The organism is Pantoea eucrina (assembly GCF_020079945.1).
Lineage (GTDB): Bacteria > Pseudomonadota > Gammaproteobacteria > Enterobacterales > Enterobacteriaceae > Pantoea > Pantoea eucrina.
The window spans coordinates 1,792,391-1,811,787 of sequence record NZ_CP083448.1 but is presented as its reverse complement, the minus strand read 5'-3'; the positions used below and the strand labels follow the sequence as shown (position 1 = coordinate 1,811,787).

Annotated in this window: 20 protein-coding genes; 11 read left to right on the top strand and 9 right to left on the bottom strand. The window is 55.9% G+C overall.

The window, feature by feature from the left end:
• Positions 1-57: 57 nt before the first annotated feature.
• The 3 genes from LAC65_RS08505 to pabB form a co-directional block, all read right to left on the bottom strand.
• Positions 58-1,422, bottom strand: coding sequence for an L-serine ammonia-lyase (locus LAC65_RS08505; RefSeq protein WP_039384754.1), 1,365 nt, complete (start codon positions 1,420-1,422; stop codon positions 58-60).
• Positions 1,423-1,610: 188 nt separating this feature from the next.
• Positions 1,611-2,177: a CoA pyrophosphatase gene (locus tag LAC65_RS08500; RefSeq protein ID WP_039384751.1), complete on the bottom strand. Its 567-nt coding sequence runs from the start codon at positions 2,175-2,177 to the stop codon at positions 1,611-1,613.
• 1 nt (position 2,178) lies between these two features.
• The gene (gene pabB / locus LAC65_RS08495) at positions 2,179-3,537 is read right to left on the bottom strand and encodes an aminodeoxychorismate synthase component 1 (RefSeq protein WP_039384749.1); all 1,359 of its coding nucleotides are present in this window, start codon (positions 3,535-3,537) and stop codon (positions 2,179-2,181) included.
• A 111-nt stretch (positions 3,538-3,648) separates the two neighbouring features.
• On the opposite strand from pabB, the gene LAC65_RS08490 reads away from it, so the two are divergent.
• Positions 3,649-3,834: a YoaH family protein gene (locus LAC65_RS08490; RefSeq protein WP_039384746.1), complete on the top strand. Its 186-nt coding sequence runs from the start codon at positions 3,649-3,651 to the stop codon at positions 3,832-3,834.
• Positions 3,835-3,846: 12 nt separating this feature from the next.
• On the opposite strand, the gene LAC65_RS08485 is transcribed toward LAC65_RS08490, so the two are convergent.
• Positions 3,847-4,191, bottom strand: a complete 345-nt coding sequence (locus LAC65_RS08485; RefSeq protein WP_039385962.1) for a RidA family protein — start codon at positions 4,189-4,191, stop codon at positions 3,847-3,849.
• Positions 4,192-4,315: 124 nt separating this feature from the next.
• Between LAC65_RS08485 and LAC65_RS08480 the strand changes: the two genes are divergently transcribed.
• The 5 genes from LAC65_RS08480 to rnd all read left to right on the top strand — a co-directional run bounded on the left by LAC65_RS08480 (position 4,316) and on the right by rnd (position 10,735).
• A complete protein-coding gene (locus LAC65_RS08480; protein ID WP_039384744.1) occupies positions 4,316-6,226 on the top strand; it encodes a DNA repair helicase YoaA in 1,911 nt (636 codons plus the stop codon).
• 52 nt (positions 6,227-6,278) lie between these two features.
• Complete coding sequence (gene tsaB / locus LAC65_RS08475) at positions 6,279-6,977, top strand: tRNA (adenosine(37)-N6)-threonylcarbamoyltransferase complex dimerization subunit type 1 TsaB (protein WP_039384741.1); 699 nt, start codon at positions 6,279-6,281, stop codon at positions 6,975-6,977.
• 61 nt (positions 6,978-7,038) lie between these two features.
• Positions 7,039-7,632, top strand: a complete 594-nt coding sequence (locus LAC65_RS08470) for a Slp family lipoprotein (protein WP_039384738.1) — start codon at positions 7,039-7,041, stop codon at positions 7,630-7,632.
• Between the two features lie 205 nt (positions 7,633-7,837).
• On the top strand, positions 7,838-9,514 hold the full coding sequence (gene fadD / locus LAC65_RS08465; protein WP_139239674.1) for a long-chain-fatty-acid--CoA ligase FadD: 1,677 nt from the start codon (positions 7,838-7,840) through the stop codon (positions 9,512-9,514).
• 99 nt (positions 9,515-9,613) lie between these two features.
• A complete protein-coding gene (gene rnd / locus LAC65_RS08460; protein WP_039385960.1) occupies positions 9,614-10,735 on the top strand; it encodes a ribonuclease D in 1,122 nt (373 codons plus the stop codon).
• Positions 10,736-10,790: 55 nt separating this feature from the next.
• On the opposite strand, the gene minE is transcribed toward rnd, so the two are convergent.
• The 3 genes from minE to minC are packed head-to-tail and all read right to left on the bottom strand — an operon-like array spanning position 10,791 to position 12,617.
• Complete coding sequence (gene minE / locus LAC65_RS08455; protein ID WP_039384731.1) at positions 10,791-11,060, bottom strand: cell division topological specificity factor MinE; 270 nt, start codon at positions 11,058-11,060, stop codon at positions 10,791-10,793.
• A 3-nt stretch (positions 11,061-11,063) separates the two neighbouring features.
• Positions 11,064-11,876, bottom strand: coding sequence for a septum site-determining protein MinD (gene minD, locus LAC65_RS08450; protein WP_039384727.1), 813 nt, complete (start codon positions 11,874-11,876; stop codon positions 11,064-11,066).
• 33 nt (positions 11,877-11,909) lie between these two features.
• The gene (gene minC / locus LAC65_RS08445) at positions 11,910-12,617 is read right to left on the bottom strand and encodes a septum site-determining protein MinC (RefSeq protein WP_039384722.1); all 708 of its coding nucleotides are present in this window, start codon (positions 12,615-12,617) and stop codon (positions 11,910-11,912) included.
• Positions 12,618-12,772: 155 nt separating this feature from the next.
• Between minC and LAC65_RS08440 the strand changes: the two genes are divergently transcribed.
• From LAC65_RS08440 to LAC65_RS08430, 3 genes are all read left to right on the top strand, one after another.
• Complete coding sequence (locus tag LAC65_RS08440) at positions 12,773-13,048, top strand: YcgL domain-containing protein (RefSeq protein ID WP_039384721.1); 276 nt, start codon at positions 12,773-12,775, stop codon at positions 13,046-13,048.
• A gap of 263 nt (positions 13,049-13,311) precedes the next feature.
• Positions 13,312-13,971, top strand: a complete 660-nt coding sequence (locus tag LAC65_RS08435; RefSeq protein ID WP_039384719.1) for a fumarylacetoacetate hydrolase family protein — start codon at positions 13,312-13,314, stop codon at positions 13,969-13,971.
• A 65-nt stretch (positions 13,972-14,036) separates the two neighbouring features.
• Positions 14,037-14,483, top strand: a complete 447-nt coding sequence (locus LAC65_RS08430; protein WP_039384718.1) for a YcgN family cysteine cluster protein — start codon at positions 14,037-14,039, stop codon at positions 14,481-14,483.
• Between the two features lie 11 nt (positions 14,484-14,494).
• Here LAC65_RS08430 and dsbB read toward each other — a convergent pair whose 3' ends face one another.
• On the bottom strand, positions 14,495-15,025 hold the full coding sequence (gene dsbB / locus LAC65_RS08425) for a disulfide bond formation protein DsbB (RefSeq protein ID WP_039384717.1): 531 nt from the start codon (positions 15,023-15,025) through the stop codon (positions 14,495-14,497).
• Positions 15,026-15,310: 285 nt separating this feature from the next.
• Here dsbB and fadR point away from each other — a divergent pair, with 285 nt between their 5' ends.
• The gene (gene fadR, locus LAC65_RS08420) at positions 15,311-16,030 is read left to right on the top strand and encodes a fatty acid metabolism transcriptional regulator FadR (protein WP_039384716.1); all 720 of its coding nucleotides are present in this window, start codon (positions 15,311-15,313) and stop codon (positions 16,028-16,030) included.
• Between the two features lie 34 nt (positions 16,031-16,064).
• Here the strand turns inward: fadR and LAC65_RS08415 are convergent, their stop codons facing one another.
• Positions 16,065-17,600 (bottom strand): SpoVR family protein, encoded by a 1,536-nt coding sequence (locus tag LAC65_RS08415; protein WP_039384715.1) that lies wholly within the window; start codon positions 17,598-17,600, stop codon positions 16,065-16,067.
• Between the two features lie 488 nt (positions 17,601-18,088).
• On the opposite strand from LAC65_RS08415, the gene LAC65_RS08410 reads away from it, so the two are divergent.
• Positions 18,089-19,390, top strand: a complete 1,302-nt coding sequence (locus LAC65_RS08410) for a D-amino acid dehydrogenase (RefSeq protein WP_039384714.1) — start codon at positions 18,089-18,091, stop codon at positions 19,388-19,390.
• Positions 19,391-19,397 lie beyond the last annotated feature (7 nt).

Genomic DNA, 19,397 nt, shown 5'->3' with positions numbered 1-19,397 from the left:
AAAAAGCAGAAATCAGTATGAGTGCGCTGATTTTAACCAGCGCACTCCGGACAGGTATCAGTCACACTGAACTTTGATGGCCAGACCGCCACGCGAGGTTTCGCGATATTTAGCGTTCATATCTTTACCGGTCTCATACATGGTCTCAATGACTTTATCCAGCGAGACGCGCGGGGCGCTGGTCCGGCGCAGCGCCATGCGCGCTGAGTTGATGGCTTTGACCGATGCAATAGCATTGCGCTCAATGCAGGGCACCTGCACCTGACCGGCAACCGGATCGCAGGTCAGACCCAGGTTATGCTCCATACCAATTTCCGCGGCCACGCAGACCTGCTCCGGGCTGGCGCCCAGCAGCTCCGCCAGACCCGCCGCCGCCATAGAGCAGGCCACGCCCACTTCACCCTGACAGCCTACTTCGGCACCGGAGATAGAGGCGTTCATTTTATAGAGAATACCGATAGCGCCTGACGCGAGAAAATAACGGATAAAGATATCGGGCGTGACGCTTTCGATAAAGTGATCGTAATAGGCAAGCACCGCCGGCACGATGCCGCAGGCTCCGTTAGTCGGGGCCGTTACCACGCGTCCGCCTGCCGCATTCTCTTCGTTTACCGCCAGGGCAAACATATTGACCCAGTCGATAACGTTCATTGGATCATTGGAGTGCTTGGTCGATGAGACCAGCAGGCGACGCAAAGAGGCGGCACGGCGCGGAACGCGCAGCGGCCCCGGCAGCACGCCTTCGGTGTTCAGACCGCGGTCAATACACGCCTGCATGGTCTGCCAGACATCGGTAAAATAGCGGGTGATCTCTTCACGGCTGTGCAGCGCCAGCTCATTTTGCATCACCAGTCCTGAAAGCGACATGCCGGTCTCGCTGCAGTGGCTGAGCAGCTCTTTTGCCGAGTGAAACGCATAAGGTACCGCGACTTCATCCAGCACCGGCTGGCCAAAATGCGCTTCATCCACGATAAACCCGCCGCCAATTGAGTAGTAGGTTTTCGTCAGAATCAGCAGATCGCCGGCAAACGCATACAGCGTCATACCGTTTTCATGCAGCGAAAGATTCTCACTGCGGAACACCATGCCGCCTTCGCGTGGAAAGTCGACCTCATGCGCGCCCTTAGCCAGCAGCAGGCGCTCACGCGTTTCCGTATCTTTAATAAATGCCGGGATCGCATCAATATCCACGGTGGCAGGTTCATAACCCGCCAGACCCATAATGATAGCGATATCCGTATGGTGACCTTTGCCGGTCAGCGAGAGAGAGCCATACACATCCACCGCTACGCGCGTGACATCCTGCAGTTTGCCCTGCTCAGCCAGCAGATCCACAAACTGTTTGCCCGCTTTCATCGGACCTACGGTATGTGAACTGGATGGGCCGATGCCCACTTTGAACATGTCAAAAACACTAATCAACGGTAACGCTCCTCACAAATACGGGGTTCTGCGGCCTGAGCCGTAATTGCGGCTAATAGTAATCGCCACGGCGGGCGAAAGAACAGCTTTTCGCATGAAATAATCTAATTATAAACCGCAGAAATAGTTATCAATCCATACCTTTGTGAAGTGGATCGATTTTTCAGCTATGAGTTTACACACGGCATTCAGGGCAGCGCGATCTGCTGACCAAGCGCACGAATAATTCCGGCCGTCATGCCCCAGATAAAATAATCGTTATACCAGGAGAGCCATATCCGGTGCTGACGCTGGCCGCGATATAACGTCAGCGGATGATAGCGGGCCAGATGCAGTGCTTCACGCAGCGGCATGGTAAAGGCGCTTTCGACTTCATCCGGGTTCAGACGGAGCGGCATGGCTGGCAGGATCCCCACCACCGGCGTGACGGCAAAACCGGTACTGCTGGTGACCGCCGGCAGTACACCGGCTATCTGCACCTGACGGGGATCGATCCCGATCTCTTCCTGCGCTTCACGCAGCGCGGTATCGATCAATGACGTATCGCTGGCATCCTGCATGCCGCCCGGAAAAGCGACCTGGCCGGCATGTTTACGCAGCAGCGCCGAGCGCCGCGTCAGCAGCAGTGCCGGCTCGGCGCTGTTGATAATCGGCACCAGCACTGCCGCATGACGTCCGGCAGGGGCCGGCAGGCGTGCGGGTGGCGGAGGCTGCAGCATAAAACGCGTCAGAAACTGGCTGAGTTCGGCAGTCATATTACTTCTCATCGCTGAGGCAGGGCAGAATGCGGTTAACCTTATGGAAGGTCTCTTCATATTCAGATTGCAGATCGCTGTCAGCCACCAGTCCGCCACCGGCGGCGCAGTAGAGGGTATTGTTTTCAGCGATCAGCGTACGAATGGTAATACTGCTGTCCATACGGCCACACAGGCTGACATAGCCTATGCTGCCGCACCAGGCGTTGCGACGATGCGGCTCCAGCTCTTCGATAATCTCCATCGCACGGATTTTTGGCGCTCCGGTGATTGAGCCGCCCGGAAAGCAGGCGCGCAGCAGATCGGTGGCGCGCAGCCTGTCGGGCAGACGGGCCCGCACGGTGCTCACCAGATGATGCACTGCCGGAAAGGGTTCAACCACAAACAGCTCAGGCACGCTCACGCTGCCGGGTTCAGCCACCCGACCAATATCATTACGCATCAGATCAACAATCATCAGATTCTCCGCACGATCTTTTGCGGAGTGCGCCAGCTTTTCCGCCTGCAGACGATCGGCCTCTGCATCGGCCAGACGCGGCAGCGTGCCTTTGATCGGACGCGTTTCAATAACGTTTTGCTGCAGAGAGAGAAAACGTTCCGGCGACAGGCTGAGCAGCGCGCTGTCCGGCAGACGCAGAAAGGCGCTAAAGGGCGCGCGATTGGCGCGCGTAAGGCGCAGAAACGCCTGCCACTCATCCCCGCTATAGCGCGCCTCGAAACGCTGAGCAAGATTGACCTGATAGCAGTCACCTGCCTGAATATACGCCTGTACAGCATTGAAGCGTGCTGCATAGGCTTCGCGCGTCAGGTCAGAGCGCCACGCGCTGGTTAAGTGAAACGCCCGCGGCAGCGGAACCGCCTGCGCCTGCAGCCAGCGCCAGCGCGCGTCAGCATCGCTGAGAGAGACCAGCGTAAGCCGCTGCAGGTGATGATCGGCAATCAGCGCCCAGTCATAAAGGCCCACTGCCATATCAGGCGTCTGCAGATCCTGCTGCGCTACCGCCGGCAGCTGTTCAAACCGGCGGCCGAGATCGTAGCCAAACAGGCCCAGCGCACCGCCCTGAAAAGGCAGATCGGGATGGGAGGCGGGCTGCAGGCCCAGCCGGTCAATCTGCCGCTGCAGCAGCTGCAGCGGATCCTCCCCGGAGCGCTGAATGCCGGTGCCATCATCGGTTTCGGTATACCCGCCGCGCGTGGTGAGCGTGATGCGCGGATCGGCAGTCAGAATATCAAAGCGGTTATCGGCGTGATCGGCCTGACCCGAGGTCAGCAGCATGGCCCACGGGCGATGCGCCAGCGTGGCAAAGCGGTTCAGCAGTGCATCGGGACTATAGGTAAGCGTGAGGGTTTTCGCGATCATGGGTTCAGCAGCATTCAACAGGCAGAGGCGTAGCCTGGCATATTTTTTTGCCACTGGCACCTGTTTGTTCCGCGTGGGATAATGCCCGTCCGATTTAATCTGGAGTAACGTATGTTTACAGGGCTTCCGGCACTATCTCATGAGCAGCAGCAGCAGGCGGTTGAGCGAATTCAGGAACTGATGGCGGGCGGCATGGCCAGCGGCCAGGCGATTGCGCAGGTGGCGCAGGAAATTCGTGAAACCTTTACCGGAGAGGCAATCAGGGCACGCTTCGAAGATGAAGATGAAAACGAATAGTGCCCGTGCCGCTTAACGTGCGGCGATAATTTTTATTTCTACTTTATATTTCGGGTTCATCAGTCCGGCCTGTACGGTGCAGCGTACCGGCGCGTTGCCCGGTGATACCCATGCGTCCCAGGCGCGATTCATCGCCGCAAAATCCGCTTTATCCACCAAAAAAATCGTGGCGTCGAGAATATTGCTCTTGTCCGATCCGGCGCACGCCAGAATACGATCGATGACTGCCAGCGCGTTAGCCGTCTGCGCCTCCGCATCGGCATCCAGATTTTCCGGGACGCTGGTGTAGTAGATCGTATTGCCGTGTATCACGGCTTCGGACATACGATGTTCGGGATCGATACGCGTAATAGACATGCTGTTCTCCTCTGTTTTTTGCTGCGCCAGCCTGGCATAACCGGGCTGCGATGTCATCTGTTGTGGTCGCGTCTGCGGAATCCTGACATAATTACAGTGTTTTTCAGGTTACAGGTGAGGATGTGTGGCAGACGATTTTGCAGCAGATGGCGCGTTAGCGCAGGCAATTCCGGGTTTTAAACCGCGTGCGGCCCAGCATGAGATGGCACAGGCGGTCACGGCAGCGGTAACGCACGGCGGTGAGCTGGTGGTGGAGGCGGGCACCGGAACCGGTAAAACCTACGCCTATCTGGCGCCTGCACTGCGCGCAAAAAAGAAAGTCATTGTCTCTACCGGCTCCAAAGCGCTGCAGGATCAGCTCTACAATCGCGATTTGCCCACCATTGCCCGGGCGCTCAAATTCAGCGGAAAAACTGCGCTGCTGAAAGGCCGCTCTAACTATCTTTGTCTCGAACGTATGGAGCAGCAAAACCAGAGCGGCGGCGATCTTACTGTACAGGCGCTGGGCGATCTTATCCACGTGCGCAGCTGGTCATCGGAAACCAAAGATGGCGATATCAGCAACTGCGCCGGTGTCGCTGAAGATAGCCCTGTCTGGCCTTACGTCACCAGCACCAATGACAACTGTCTTGGCAGCGACTGCCCGCTCTATAAAGAGTGTTTTGTCGTAAAAGCGCGTAAAAAAGCGATGGATGCTGACGTTGTGGTGGTCAACCATCATCTGTTTCTGGCTGACCTGGTGGTCAAAGAGGGCGGGTTTGGCGAGCTGATCCCGGAAGCGGACGTAATGATCTTCGATGAGGCACATCAGCTGCCCGACATCGCCAGCCAGTACTTTGGCCAGCAGCTCTCCAGCCGTCAGCTGCAGGATCTCGCCAAAGATATCATTCTTGCCTATCGCACCGAGGTGCGTGATGTGCAGCAGCTGCAGAAATCTGCCGATCGGCTGGCGCAGTGTGCGCAGGATTTTCGCCTGACGCTTGGCGAACCCGGCTTTCGCGGTAATCTGCGTGATCTGCTCAGCGATAACAACGTCATGCGCATGTTTACTCTGCTGGATGATGCGCTGGAACTCTGTTACGACGTCATTAAACTCTCCCTGGGACGCTCAGCGCTGCTTGACGCGGCCTTTGAGCGCGCGGCGCTCTATCGCACCCGCCTGAAGCGTTTACGTGCCATCAGCGAACCCGGTTTCAGCTACTGGTATGAATGTACCAGCCGGCACTTTACGCTGGCGCTGACGCCGCTTTCAGTTGCGGAGCGCTTTCGCGAAGTGATGGATACGCGTAAAGCGGCCTGGGTGTTTACGTCCGCCACGCTGGCGGTGAATGAACAGGTCGGGCATTTCGCCAGTCGGCTCGGGGTTGAGCAGGCGCAGACGCTGATCCTCGACAGTCCGTTTGACTACGCCCGGCAGGCGCTCCTGTGCGTGCCGCGCAACATGCCGGAGCCGAATGCGCCTGGCGGGGCCCGGCAGCTGGCGCGGATGATGAAGCCGCTGATTGATGCCAATAAAGGACGCTGCTTTTTTCTCTGCACCTCACACAAGATGATGCGTGAGCTGGCGGCCGAGTTTCGTGCATCAATGACTCTGCCGGTGCTGCTGCAGGGCGAGACCAGCAAAGGGCAGCTGCTGAAGCAGTTCCTGGAGGCGGGTAATGCGCTGCTGGTTGCCACCAGCAGCTTCTGGGAAGGTGTCGACGTGCGCGGCGATGCCCTGTCGCTGGTCATTATTGATAAACTGCCGTTTACCTCGCCAGACGATCCGCTGCTGAAGGCGCGCATGGAGGATTGCCGGCTGCGCGGCGGCGATCCGTTCAGTGATGTGCAGCTGCCGGATGCAGTAATCACCCTCAAACAGGGGGTGGGGCGTTTGATCCGCGACACCGCCGATCGCGGCGTACTGGTGATTTGCGATCAGCGTCTGGTCTCCCGCCCCTACGGCGAACTCTTTCTCAACAGCCTGCCACCCACGCCGCGGACCCGCGATCTGGCGCGTGCGATCGACTTTGTCCGGCAGGCTGAGGAACACTAATTTATGCCGCTTTGTGATAAGATGCGCGCCATTTTGATTCTCTGAGGTTGTTATGTCCGCCCGAATTTTAGCACTGGACACGGCGACAGAAGCCTGTTCTGCCGCGCTGCTGAATCAGCAGCAGATCGATGCCCGTTTTGAAATTGCTCCGCGCGATCACACGCAGCGCATTCTGCCGCTGGTGCAGTCGCTGCTGCAGGCGCAGCAGCTGGACCTGACCGCGCTGGATGCGCTGGCGTTTGGGCGCGGGCCGGGCAGTTTTACCGGCGTTCGCATTGGTATTGGCATTGCGCAGGGGCTGGCGCTGGGCGCAAACTTACCCATGATTGGCGTCTCTTCGCTGGCAACGATGGCGCAGGGGGCCTGGCGGCTGACCGGTGCCACTCGTGTGCTGGTGGCGATTGATGCACGCATGGGTGAAGTCTACTGGGCTGAATATCAGCGCGATGATGCGGGTCACTGGCACGGCGCCGACAGCGAAGCGGTGCTGAAGCCTGAGGCTGCTGCTGCCCGCATCGCGGCGCTGAGCGGCGAGTGGGCGACCGCAGGCACCGGCTGGCAGGCATGGCCTGAGCTGATGACCACGCCGGGCGCAACGCTACTGGCCACCCCGGTTACGCTGCCCGCGGCTGAAGATATGCTGCCGCTGGCGCTGCAGGCGTGGCAGCGAGGCGACACCGTAGCGGTGGAGCATGCAGAGCCGGTTTATCTGCGTAACGAAGTGGCGTGGAAAAAGTTGCCCGGACGCTGAGCCGCCACGCAACTTATTTTTGCACCTCCAGTCTAAATTAAAAATTACAGGAGATGTGCTTATGCCAGGTTATCGTGCTGGAATCGCTGGTGGCGTACTGGCGTGTGTATTGCTGCTGAGCGGCTGCGTCAGCGTACCCGATTCTATTAAAGGAAGCTCGGCGCTTCCGCAGCAGGATTTATTGCGCGTGATGAACGCTCCCCAGCTCTATACCGGGCAGGAGTCACGCTTTGGCGGTAAAGTGGTTCGCGTTACAAACCTCAACGGACTGACGCGGCTGGAGATAGCCACGCAGCCGCTGGATGAGAGCGCACGGCCCCGGCTGGGGGCTGCCTCAATCGGACGGATATATGCCGATCTCAAAGGATTTGTCGATCCGGTTGATGTGAATAACCAATATGTTACGGTGCTGGGTACCATCAAAGGCACCGAAAAAGGTGAAATTGGCAAGGCCAGTTATAACTTTGTTGTGATTGATGTGCGCGGCTATCAGCGCTGGCATCTGACTCAGCAGGTAATGACGCCGCCGCAGCCAATCGATCCCTGGATCGGATATGGCCCGACGCGGCATCATCCGGGTTACTGGGGGCCAAACCCTTACTGGGGGATTAACCTGGGGGGGCCGGCTCAGGTACAGACTATTCTGACCGAGTAGCCGCCACATACTTTTCCGGCCCGGTTGCGGTGCACGCAGCCGGGCTTTTTTATTGGGCGCGTAACCGGCGCGCGAAATTTAGTGATGGGCTTCGCAACCTGAAAATGCCGTAACCGGCAAACTGGTACAATCAGTTAAAGTATTGTTAATAACACTGATTGCAGAGGCGGCGATGGCTACGCAACAAGAATATCGGGGTGACTCTTTGACCAAAGTTTGGCTGAAACGCTATCCGCCAGATGTGCCAGCAGAAATAAATGCCGACCGTTATCCCTCTCTGGTCGATCTCTTTGAACATGCGGTGTTGCACTATGCCGACAACGTTGCCTTTATCAATATGGGGCAGCCGCTGACCTATCGCCAGCTCGACGCGCAGAGCCGCGACTTTGCCGCCTGGCTGCAGCAGGGGCTGGGACTGCAGCAGGGCGATCGCGTGGCGCTGATGATGCCTAATCTGCTGCAGTATCCGGTGGCGCTGTTTGGCGTACTGCGTGCCGGTATGGTGGTGGTAAATGTTAACCCGCTCTATACCCCGCGCGAGCTGAAACATCAGCTCAATGACAGCGGTGCCAGCGCCATTGTTATCGTTTCCAATTTTGCTCACACGCTGGAAAAAGTTGTGGCAGAGACGGCGGTAAAGCACGTGATGCTGACGCGGATGGGCGATCACCTGGCACCGGTCAAAGCGACGCTGGTGAACTTTGTGGTCAAATATGTCAAAAAGCTGGTGCCGAAATACCATTTGCCCGGAGCTGTACCGCTGCGGCATGCGCTGCAGCAGGGCGCACGCATGGCTTATCAGCGTCCGGCGCTCAGCAATGACGATCTGGCATTTCTGCAGTATACCGGAGGCACCACCGGCGTCGCCAAAGGCGCGATGCTCACCCATGGCAACATGCAGGCAAACCTGGAGCAGACAAAAGCCACCTACGGCAAACTGCTGCGCGCCGGGCAGGAGCAGGTGGTAACGGCGCTGCCGCTCTACCATATTTTTGCGCTGACGGTTAACTGTCTGCTGTTCCTCGATCTGGGCGGCACTAATCTGCTGATTACCAATCCGCGCGACATACCCGGATTCGTTAAAGAGCTGGCTAAGTTTCCTTTTACCGCCATTACCGGCGTAAACACGCTGTTCAATGCGCTGCTGAATGATGAAAACTTTAATAAACTCGATTTCTCCACGCTGCGGCTCTCCGCTGGCGGAGGCATGTCGGTTCAGAAAGCGGTAGCGGAGCGCTGGGAAAAGCTTACCGGGCATTACCTGCTTGAAGGCTACGGCCTCACCGAATGCTCCCCGCTGGTATCGGTTAACCCTTACGATATTACCTGCCATACCGGCAGTATCGGCCTGCCGGTGCCCTCTACTGATATCCGGGTTATTGACGATCAGGATAATGATGTGACGCCGGGTGAGCCGGGTGAGCTCTGTATCCGCGGCCCGCAGGTGATGGCGGGCTACTGGCAGCGTCCTGATGCCACGCTGGAAGTGCTGAAAAATGGCTGGCTGCATACCGGCGATATTGTTACCGTGGACAGTGAAGGGTTTATCCGGATTGTCGATCGTAAAAAAGATATGATTCTGGTATCCGGCTTCAACGTCTATCCTAACGAAATTGAAGATGTGCTGATGCAGCATCCAAAAATTCGTGAAGCTGCAGCGATTGGCGTGCCAAGCGAACTCTCGGGTGAAGCGGTGAAGGTCTGTATCGTTAAAAAGGATCCCGGGCTGACTAAAGAAGAGGTGCTGGATCACTGCCGTCGTCAGCTGACCGGCTACAAGGTGCCGAAAATTATCGAGTTTCGTGAAGAGCTGCCAAAGACAAACGTGGGCAAAATTTTACGCCGCGAACTGCGCGATGAGGCGAAGCGGGAAGGGCAGTAGTGTCGCCATGCTTCCCCAGGTTAACGCCGGCTACGACCGGCGTTTTTATTGTTTTTAACATGGAGCGCTGCGCGGGGTTTGCGCAGCGGGAATAAATACGTGAATTACACCCTGATCGACCAAGACCACCAGCTGGCTGACGTGTGCCGCCTGGCTCGCCAGCATGATGCTGTTGCTCTGGATACTGAATTTGTACGTACCCGGACCTACTATCCTCAGCTCGGGCTGATTCAGCTGTTTGATGGCGAACAGCTGGTTCTGATCGATCCACTGCCGATTGGTGACTGGACGCCGTTTATCGGCCTGCTGCAGGATACGCAGGTGACTAAATTCCTGCACGCCGGAGGCGAAGATCTGGAAGTCTTTCTGCATCGCTTTGGTTGCCTGCCGCAGCCGATGATCGATACGCAGATTCTGGCCGCCTTTTCCGGCCAGCCGCTCTCCTGGGGATTTGCAGCGATGGTTAATCACTTTAACCAGATTGAACTGGATAAAAGTGAGGCCCGCACCGACTGGCTTGCGCGCCCGCTGACCGAGCGTCAGTGCCAGTATGCCGCAGCGGATGTCGCCTACCTGCTGCCTATTGCCCGTGAGCTGATGGCGCAGACTGAAGCCGCCGGCAACATGAAAGCCGCCCTGAGCGAGTGCGACATGCTGTGTCAGCGCCGGCTCGATATATTGCAGCCTGAAGAGGCGTGGCGCGATATTACCAACGCCTGGCAGCTGCGTCCGCGCCAGCTGGCCGCACTGCAGCGCCTGGCGGCCTGGCGCCTGAAGGTCGCGCGTCAGAAAGATATGGCGGTTAATTTTGTGGTACGTGAAGAAAATTTGTGGAAGGTCGCTCGCTATCTGCCCGGCAGCCTCGGTGAACTGGATCACCTTGGACTCAACGGCCATGAAATCCGTTTTCACGGTAAAGCGATGATTGATCAGGTCGCTGAGGCGCAGGCACAGGATGAGGCAACGCTACCGGCACCGCTGCCCAATCTTATTGAGCATCCGCACTATAAGCAGGTCTTTAAAGCGATTAAAGCGCTGGTACAGCAGGTAAGCGAAGAAACGGGATATGGTCAGGAACTGCTGGCTTCACGCCGTCAGATTAATCAGGTTCTCAGCGTGTTCTGGGGGCTGAAATCAGCAAACCGTCCACCCGAACTGCTGAACGGCTGGCGTGGCGAGCTGCTGAAGCCGGGAATCGACAAGATTCTGCAGGCACTTTAAGCGCGCTGTTTTCCCCTGCGCTATTACGCAGGGGAAACGCTGCGATCCGCTACACTCATTTCGGCGCGTCTTCCGTTTCCGGCAGCGTCACGTTCAGCTCCAGAATCGAAATATCGTCGCCTTTCTGATCGAGCTGTACTGTCACCATATCGGGATCGATTTTGACATATTTGCAGATCACTTCCAGGATATCGCGTTTAAGCTGAGGCAAATAGTGGGGCTCACTGTCGCCCCTCCTGCGTTCAGCAACGATGATCTGCAGCCGCTCCTTGGCTATATTGGCTGTGCTCTTTTTACGGGATAAAAAGAAATCGAGTAAGGCCATTGGTTATCCCCCGAACAGGCGTTTCAGGAAACCCTTCTTCTCTTCTTCAATAAAGCGGAAGGGGCGTTCTTCGCCAAGCAGGCGTTCTACGGTATCAGCATAAGCTTTACCGGCGTCAGAATTGATGTCGAGGATCACCGGTTCGCCCTGGTTTGAGGCGCGCAGCACAGACTGATCTTCCGGAATAACACCGACCAGCGGAATACGCAGGATTTCCAGCACATCTTCCATGCTGAGCATATCGCCACGGGTCACACGGCCTGGGTTGTAACGGGTCAGCAGCAGATGCTCTTTGACCGGGTCCTGGCTGTTTTCAGCACGGCGCGATTTAGAGGAGATAATGCCCAGAATACGGTCAGAGTCGCGTACGGATGAGACTTCCGGGTTGGTTGTGATGATCGCTTCATCAGCGAAGTAAAGCGCCATCAGCGCGCCGGTTTCGATACCCGCCGGGGAGTCACAGACGATAAAATCGAACTCCATAGCGGCTAAATCGTTCAGCACTTTCTCTACGCCTTCGCGCGTCAGAGCGTCTTTATCACGCGTCTGCGATGCCGGCAGAATGTAGAGCTGCTCGGTGCGTTTATCGCGGATCAGCGCCTGATTCAGGGTGGCATCACCCTGAATAACATTCACAAAGTCATACACGACGCGACGTTCACAGCCCATAATCAAATCGAGATTACGCAGACCGATATCGAAGTCGATAACAACGGTTTTTTTGCCCTTTTGCGCTAACCCTGTCGCGATGGCCGCGCTTGACGTGGTCTTGCCAACGCCCCCTTTGCCCGATGTTACTACAATAATGCGTGCCATAAATGTTGATTTCCTTAACGAAAGAAAAGGGGCCTAATTAAGTGTCTGGATGGTAAGCGCGCCCTCTTTCAGACAGAGGCGCGCCGCTTTACCAAAAAATTCCGCCGGAATCTGATCCATGATCCAGTACTCACCGGCGATTGAGACCAGCTCAGCGGCAAGGTGAGTACAAAAAATCTGGCAGTCACGATCGCCACTGGCGCCTGCCAGCGCCCGGCCGCGCATCATGCCGTAAATATGTATATTGCCATCGGCAACCAGTTCTGCTCCGGCGCTAACGCTGCTGGTCACAATCAGGTCGGCGTTACGGGCATAAATCTGCTGACCGGAACGCACTGGCGTATTCACCACGCGCGTTTTGTTGATGCTCTCGGTAACAACAGCGGGTGCAGCAGCTTCTTCCGCAGGCGGCGCTTCAGCCGTTTTGCGGTTCTCTTTGCCTTCAGAGAGCACCGGTAAGCCCGCGCGGGCCACCATTTTTTTCTGGGCGTCATCTTTGCAACCGCTGACGCCAACGATACGCAGTCCGGTGGCGCTGATCGCCTGCTGCATCTGCTTCCAGTTAATATCTCCGGATAGCGCTGAGATGTTCAGGACGACCGGAGCGTTCTGTAAAAAGGCCGGCGCCTGATCGATCTTCTCCTGCAGCGCCTGACGAATCACATCGGGTTGTGAATGGTGCAGATGAACAACTGACAGGGTAAAACTGCTTCCCTTGAATTCGATTGGCGATTGCGGCATCTGTCCTGGCTCAGTCCTGTTTTTTTTGACCCGGAGATGAACGTCGATAAAATCGCCATTAACATCATCGGGTCAATATTCGAAGTTCTGCAAGCATGTTATAGTTACTGTAATATTCAGGCAAGTGACGCTAACAGTTAATTCGAGTAAAAAATATGTTTTGTGTGATCTATAGAAGCCCGCAACGCGACCAGACTTATCTTTATGTAGAAAAAAAGGACGATTTCTCCCGCGTGCCGGAAGCGCTGCTTAAAGGTTTTGGCAAGCCGCAGTTAGCGATGGTGCTGTCGCTGGACAAGCGTGAGAGACTGGCCAACGCAGACATTGAAAAGGTAAAGCAGGGACTGCGCGAGCAGGGTTTTTATTTGCAGATCCCGCCGCCTGTAGAAAGTTTGCTCAACGTCCATCTTGAGCAGGGTAAAGAAGTTTAATTCAGATTCATCTGTAAAAAATATAGCCTGTAAATATATTCAGTGTTCAGTGATTAATTAATTGCCCATGTTCCATCCTGTCGTGGGCAATTAATATTTGTTTGCCCGCCGTCGTAAGAAAGATAAATCTCTTTTGACAATTTCTGTTACACCTGTCGCGATAACCGTTAATATTATCTTTACTGGCGCCCCGTTCCGGCCGCTACTCACAGAGCCTCTGTCATCCCGACAGAGCGCAGACATAACTCAGGCAGGTGAAAAATATGTATCAGCATCGTAACTGGCAGGGTGCTCTGCTGGATTTTCCGGTCAGCAAAGTGGTATGCGTAGGCAGTAATTATGCAAAACATATTAAAGAAATGGGAAGCGCAACGCCGGATGAGCCGGTGCTGTTTATCAAACCTGAGACAGCCTTATGCGATTTGCGGCAGCCGCTCTCTATCCCGACCGCGTTAGGCGACGTACATCATGAAGTGGAACTCGCTGTCCTGATCGGCGCCACGTTAAAGCAGGCCAGCGAAGAGCATGTGGCAAAAGCGATTGCGGGTTACGGCGTAGCGCTGGACCTTACGCTGCGCGATCTGCAGGCGGGGTTCAAAAAAGCGGGTCAGCCCTGGGAGCGCGCGAAAGGGTTCGACAACGCCTGTCCGCTTTCCGGCTTTATTCCGGTCGGTGAGTACACGGGCGATCCGCAAAACAGCGAGCTGCAGCTGGTGGTGAACGGAGAGCGGCGTCAGCATGGTTCTACGTCCGATATGATCCACAAAATCAAGCCGCTCATCGCCTATATGAGCCAGTTTTTTACGCTGCGCGCGGGCGATGTGATCCTGACCGGCACGCCAGAGGGCGTAGGCCCGCTGCGCTCAGGGGATAAACTTGAGATATCGCTTGCGGGTCACGGTATCAGCACGCGCGTGCTGTAATACTTGCATCACCGCATCTTAACCTTTATAAGGTGCGGTTTTGCTGAACAACCCGGACCGCAATGATGAGTGACCAACCTTTCTGGCAGACCAAACGTCTGGAACAAATGGACGACGCTGAGTGGGAATCGCTGTGTGACGGCTGCGGACAGTGCTGTCTGAATAAGCTGCAGGACGCCGATACGGATGAGATCTATTTCACCAATGTCGCCTGCAACCAGCTGAATATTAAAACCTGCCAGTGCCGCAACTACGAACGCCGGTTTGAGTATGAAGAAGATTGTATCAAGCTCACGCGTGAAAACCTCACAACCTTTAACTGGCTGCCGCGCACCTGCGCCTACCGGCTGCTTGGCGAAGGCAAAGCGCTGCCCGCCTGGCATCCGCTGCTGGCGGGATCAAAAAAAGCGATGCATGCCCAGCGGATCTCGGTGCGCTACATCGCTGTACGCGAAAGTGAAGTACGCGACTGGGAAGATCACATTATTGACCGACCCGATCGGAATGGCTGATTCTGCGTCCCTCAGCGGCCAAACAGGTTGCGCTGACGCGGCCTGAATATCTGAGCGACAAGTACCACTATCGCCACCAGCAGGTAGGCGGCAAAAATGGCGATCATCCACTGCGGCATGCTCCAGCCGAGGAGCGTCCAGCCGCGCTCAGCGCAGTCGCCGCTGGCAACAAATACCGCGGGCAGCCATTTGTCCAGCGGCAGCCATGCCGGAAAGCGTGCGGCAAAGTCGCAGGTGACAAACGGGTTAGGGTGCAGCTGCAGCATGGTATGCTCCCAGGATAAGCGCAAGCCCTCAGCGGCGCTGTAGATCCAAATGGCCAGGCTGGCCCAGCGCAGCGGAGTCTGCGGCGCAATAGCGCCCACCACGCCTGCCGCCATTACGCCAAACAGCGCACACCGCTCGTAGATACACATCACGCAGGGCTTAAGCCCCATACCGTGCTGGAAGAACAGCGCCACCAGCTCCAGCGCCAGCGCGGTCAATGCCAGCAGCAGCCAGGCGCCACGCCCGCGCGAGCAGAGATTCAGATATCGCAACATAGTGGATTTCCCTTAGCTATCAGTGCCTGGCAGTGTAAACCAAAAGCCCGACGCTGCCAGCCTGCAATCAGGAATTCAGCGATAAAAATGACGCAGATCGTTTATGTGGCAGGTTGTCTGACCCGATAGCCACTTGCCCGGCCCGGGCCAGGTGAAAGCATTCAGCCCGCATGCTGAAATTTGCGCCAGGCCATGCTTTTAATCCGCCGGCAGACTATTTCCGCTATAGCCCCTCTGGTATGATGAGTGTAATGACGATTAAGAACGCAATGAGAACGTAACGCTATGGTTATCAAGGCGCAGAGCCCTGCAGGATTCGCAGAAGAGTACATAATTGAGAGTATCTGGAACAGTCGTTTCCCCCCCGGGTCGATTCTGCCTGCTGAACGTGAATTGTCTGAACTGATTGGCGTTACCCGCACCACCCTGCGCGAAGTGCTGCAGCGTCTGGCGCGTGATGGCTGGCTCACTATTCAGCACGGCAAGCCGACGCGCGTAAATGATTTCTGGGAAACCTCAGGTCTCAACATCCTTGAGACGCTGGCCCGGCTCGATCACGACAGCGTGCCGCAGCTGATTGATAATTTGCTCTCAGTACGCAGCAACATCGCCTCTATTTTTATCAGCCGTGCGCTGCGTCACCATCCGGAAAAAGCCCGCGAAGTGCTGGAGAGCGCGCTGCATGAGCAGGATCAGGCTGATGCCTATGCTGAGCTTGATTACCGGGTATTCCGCGGTCTGGCGTTTGCTTCCGGTAATCCGATTTACGGTCTGATCCTCAACGGACTGAAAGGGCTCTATACGCGGGTCGGACGCCACTATTTCTCTGATTCCGAAGCGCGCGAGCTGGCACGCAGCTTTTATCAGCAGCTGGCGGATATGTGTTCGCAGCAGCCGACGCAGGAGCAGGTGGTTGAGTGCGTGCGGGTGTATGGACGCCGCAGCGGGGAGATCTGGCACAGTATGCAGAAAAATCTGCCGGACGATCTCGGTAACAAGCGCTAAAGAAAACCGGACTCTTCAGTCCGGTTTTTTATGCTCAGAGTCCGGGCGCACGCGGCGGACATCGGTCGAGCAGTTCTATGCTGCCATCTTCGTTTTGCTGCTCCAGATGAATATCAAATCCCCAGAGCCGGTGAACATGTTTCAGCACATCGCGCCGGCTTTTATCCAGCGGCGCACGCTGCTGAGGAACATAGCGCAGCGTCAGCGAGCGGTCGCCGCGCAGATCCACGTTATAGACCTGAATATTGGGTTCCAGATTGCTGAGATTATACTGGGCAGAGAGCTGCTGGCGAATGGCGCGATAGCCAGCCTCATCATGAATCGCCGCAATTTCCAGATAGTTATTGCGATCGTCATCCATCACGGTGAACAGACGGAAATCGCGCATCACTTTCGGCGACAGGAACTGGCTGATAAAGCTCTCATCTTTAAACTCGCGCATCGCAAAATGCAGCGTTTTAAGCCAGTCGGAGCCGGCAATATCGGGGAACCAGTGGCGATCTTCTTCTGTCGGCGCCTGACAGATGCGTTTGATATCCTGGAACATAGCGAACCCCAGGGCATAGGGGTTAATACCGTTATACCACTGGCTGTTATAAGGCGGCTGATAGATAACGTTGGTATGACTGTGCAAAAACTCCATCATAAAGCGTTCTGATACTTTGCCCTCGTCATAGAGATGATTGAGGATCGTGTAGTGCCAGAAGGTTGCCCAGCCCTCATTCATCACCTGCGTCTGTTTCTGCGGATAGAAATACTGGCTTACTTTACGCACGATGCGCAGCACTTCGCGCTGCCACGGCTCCAGTAAAGGGGCATTTTTTTCCATAAAGTAGAGCAGATTCTCCTGCGGTTCAGAGGGATAGCGCGCGGCTTCTATGTGCGACGCCTCTTTCTCTTTACGCGGCAGCGTACGCCATAGCGTATTTACCTGACTCTGCAGATACTCTTCGCGGCTCTTTTGCCGCGCTTTCTCCTCCTGCAGTGAAATTTTCTGCGGGCGCTTATAGCGGTCAACGCCGTAGTTCATCAGGGCGTGGCAGGAGTCAACCAGACGCTCAACCTCTTCGACACCAAAGCGCTCCTCACAGTCGGCAATATAGTTACGGGCAAACAGCAGGTAATCGACGATTGAACTCGCATCCGTCCAGCTGCGGAACAGATAATTATTTTTAAAGAAAGAGTTGTGTCCGTAGCAGGCGTGGGCCATCACCAGCGCCTGCATGGTCATCGTATTCTCTTCCATCAGATAGGCGATACAGGGGTTAGAGTTGATGACGATCTCATAGGCGAGCCCCTGCTGCCCATGCTTATAGCGCTGCTCGGTTTCGATAAACTTTTTACCGAACGACCAGTGCGCATAATTGATCGGCATCCCCACGCTGGAGTAGGCATCCATCATCTGTTCGGAGGTAATAACTTCAATCTGATGCGGGTAGGTATCAAGCCCGTAGCTTTTCGCCACGCGGTCGATTTCAGCCAGGTAGACATCAAGCAGTTCAAATGTCCAGTCGGGCCCGTCACTGAGTCGTTTACTGCTGCGGGTTGGCTCGTCAAACATTGTCGTCATAGCGCACCTCTGTTTTGCAGGCGGCAGGAAGACCCTGCCACACGGGTGAAGGCTTCGTCCTGAGAAAGAGCGCCCAAAAACTGAGCGAACAGATCAAGGATAGTTCACTGTCTCGCATCCGATAACGGAACTCAAACGAATTCTTTTGGCAGAAAATCATCCGGATAGCGCGATTACACCATGCTATGAGATATTAATCCGGCTGCAAATCAAAAGGCAGAATAATAAACTGGAGAAACCGCAGTCAGGCAGCAGCGGGTGATTCTGCTGAAAAAGGGAAAAAGCCCTGATTTTTTTCTGACAAAGCGCTCCGGTCAGCGCTTCAGAAGCGGTAAAACTCTGATCTTTGCTATCAGGAAGGATTTAAGTGTGCAGAATGTTAAAAAAGATGTGAAATAGCCGGGTCAATTCTAAGATAAACAGAGCAGCCTGATTATTCTGACTCAGGTGCTCATACCAGTTAATTATGCTTTTGTCTCGAGGGGCCTATGCGTGTCGTGATTCTGGGTAGTGGGGTGGTGGGAGTGGCAAGTGCCTGGTATCTGGCGCAGGCCGGACATGAGGTTACCGTCATCGATCGACAGCCTGACGCCGCGCTGGAAACCAGTGCCGGTAACGCCGGTCAGATCTCGCCTGGCTATGCGGCGCCGTGGGCCGCGCCTGGCGTGCCGCTGAAAGCGATTAAATGGATGTTTCAGCGCCACGCACCGCTGGCGATGCGGCCAGACGGCAGCCGGTTTCAGCTTGAGTGGATGTGGCAGATGCTGCGTAACTGCGATATGCGCCACTATCAGGAAAACAAAGCCCGCATGGTACGTATCGCTGAATACAGTCGCGACTGCCTGAAAACGCTGCGGGCGGAAACCGGAATTGCCTATGAAGAGCGGCAGGGCGGAACGCTGCAGCTGTTTCGTACTCAGCAGCAGTTCGACAGCGCCAGTAAAGATATCGCCGTGTTGAAAGAGGCGGGCGTGCCCTATGAGCTGCTGCAGGCTCATGAGCTGCAGCGTGCCGAGCCGGCGCTGGCAGCTACCGCGCACAAGCTGACCGGTGGCCTGCGGTTGCCTAATGATGAAACCGGTGATTGTCAGCTCTTTACCCAACGCCTGGCAGAAATGGCTATGGCGGCAGGCGTCACGTTTCGCTTCAATACGCCGGTTGATCGGTTACTGCGTGAAGGCAACCGCATCTATGGTGTGAAGTGCGGAGATGAAGTGATTAAAGCGGATGCTTACGTCGTGGCATTTGGCTCCTATTCGACCGCGCTGCTGAAAGATATCCTCGCCATTCCGGTTTATCCGCTGAAAGGCTATTCGCTGACTATTCCGGTAAAAGATGCTGACGCTGCGCCACGCTCTACGATCCTTGATGAGACCTATAAAGTCGCTGTGACCCGCTTTGATAACCGTATCCGGGTAGGCGGCATGGCTGAAATTGTTGGTTTTAACACCAAACTGTTGCCGGCACGGCGGGAAACGCTGGAGATGGTGGTGCGCGATCTCTATCCTGAAGGCGGGTTTATCGAACAGGCCTCTTTCTGGACGGGGCTGCGTCCGATGACGCCAGACGGTACGCCAATTGTGGGACGTACCCCGCTGACAAATCTCTATCTCAATACCGGACACGGTACGCTGGGATGGACCATGGCCTGTGGTTCCGGCCAGCTACTGGCTGATATTGTATCGGGTCAGAAACCCGCGATTGCCGCAGACGATCTCTCTGTATTGCGCTATCTGCCGGGTTTTGCCTCGCACGCATCGCCTTTACGCCGCGCGGATATCGCACGCTAACACTCAC

What these genes read in the sequence shown, in the direction of transcription:
- LAC65_RS08500 (WP_039384751.1), bottom strand. Translation starts at nt 2,177, where the DNA reads ATGACTGCCGAACTCAGCCAGTTTCTGACGCGTTTTATGCTGCAGCCT.
- pabB (WP_039384749.1), bottom strand. Translation starts at nt 3,537, where the DNA reads ATGATCGCGAAAACCCTCACGCTTACCTATAGTCCCGATGCACTGCTG.
- LAC65_RS08490 (WP_039384746.1), top strand. Translation starts at nt 3,649, where the DNA reads ATGTTTACAGGGCTTCCGGCACTATCTCATGAGCAGCAGCAGCAGGCG.
- LAC65_RS08485 (WP_039385962.1), bottom strand. Translation starts at nt 4,191, where the DNA reads ATGTCTATTACGCGTATCGATCCCGAACATCGTATGTCCGAAGCCGTG.
- tsaB (WP_039384741.1), top strand. Translation starts at nt 6,279, where the DNA reads ATGTCCGCCCGAATTTTAGCACTGGACACGGCGACAGAAGCCTGTTCT.
- LAC65_RS08470 (WP_039384738.1), top strand. Translation starts at nt 7,039, where the DNA reads ATGCCAGGTTATCGTGCTGGAATCGCTGGTGGCGTACTGGCGTGTGTA.
- minE (WP_039384731.1), bottom strand. Translation starts at nt 11,060, where the DNA reads ATGGCCTTACTCGATTTCTTTTTATCCCGTAAAAAGAGCACAGCCAAT.
- minD (WP_039384727.1), bottom strand. Translation starts at nt 11,876, where the DNA reads ATGGCACGCATTATTGTAGTAACATCGGGCAAAGGGGGCGTTGGCAAG.
- minC (WP_039384722.1), bottom strand. Translation starts at nt 12,617, where the DNA reads ATGCCGCAATCGCCAATCGAATTCAAGGGAAGCAGTTTTACCCTGTCA.
- LAC65_RS08440 (WP_039384721.1), top strand. Translation starts at nt 12,773, where the DNA reads ATGTTTTGTGTGATCTATAGAAGCCCGCAACGCGACCAGACTTATCTT.
- LAC65_RS08435 (WP_039384719.1), top strand. Translation starts at nt 13,312, where the DNA reads ATGTATCAGCATCGTAACTGGCAGGGTGCTCTGCTGGATTTTCCGGTC.
- LAC65_RS08430 (WP_039384718.1), top strand. Translation starts at nt 14,037, where the DNA reads ATGAGTGACCAACCTTTCTGGCAGACCAAACGTCTGGAACAAATGGAC.
- dsbB (WP_039384717.1), bottom strand. Translation starts at nt 15,025, where the DNA reads ATGTTGCGATATCTGAATCTCTGCTCGCGCGGGCGTGGCGCCTGGCTG.
- fadR (WP_039384716.1), top strand. Translation starts at nt 15,311, where the DNA reads ATGGTTATCAAGGCGCAGAGCCCTGCAGGATTCGCAGAAGAGTACATA.
- LAC65_RS08415 (WP_039384715.1), bottom strand. Translation starts at nt 17,600, where the DNA reads ATGACGACAATGTTTGACGAGCCAACCCGCAGCAGTAAACGACTCAGT.
- LAC65_RS08410 (WP_039384714.1), top strand. Translation starts at nt 18,089, where the DNA reads ATGCGTGTCGTGATTCTGGGTAGTGGGGTGGTGGGAGTGGCAAGTGCC.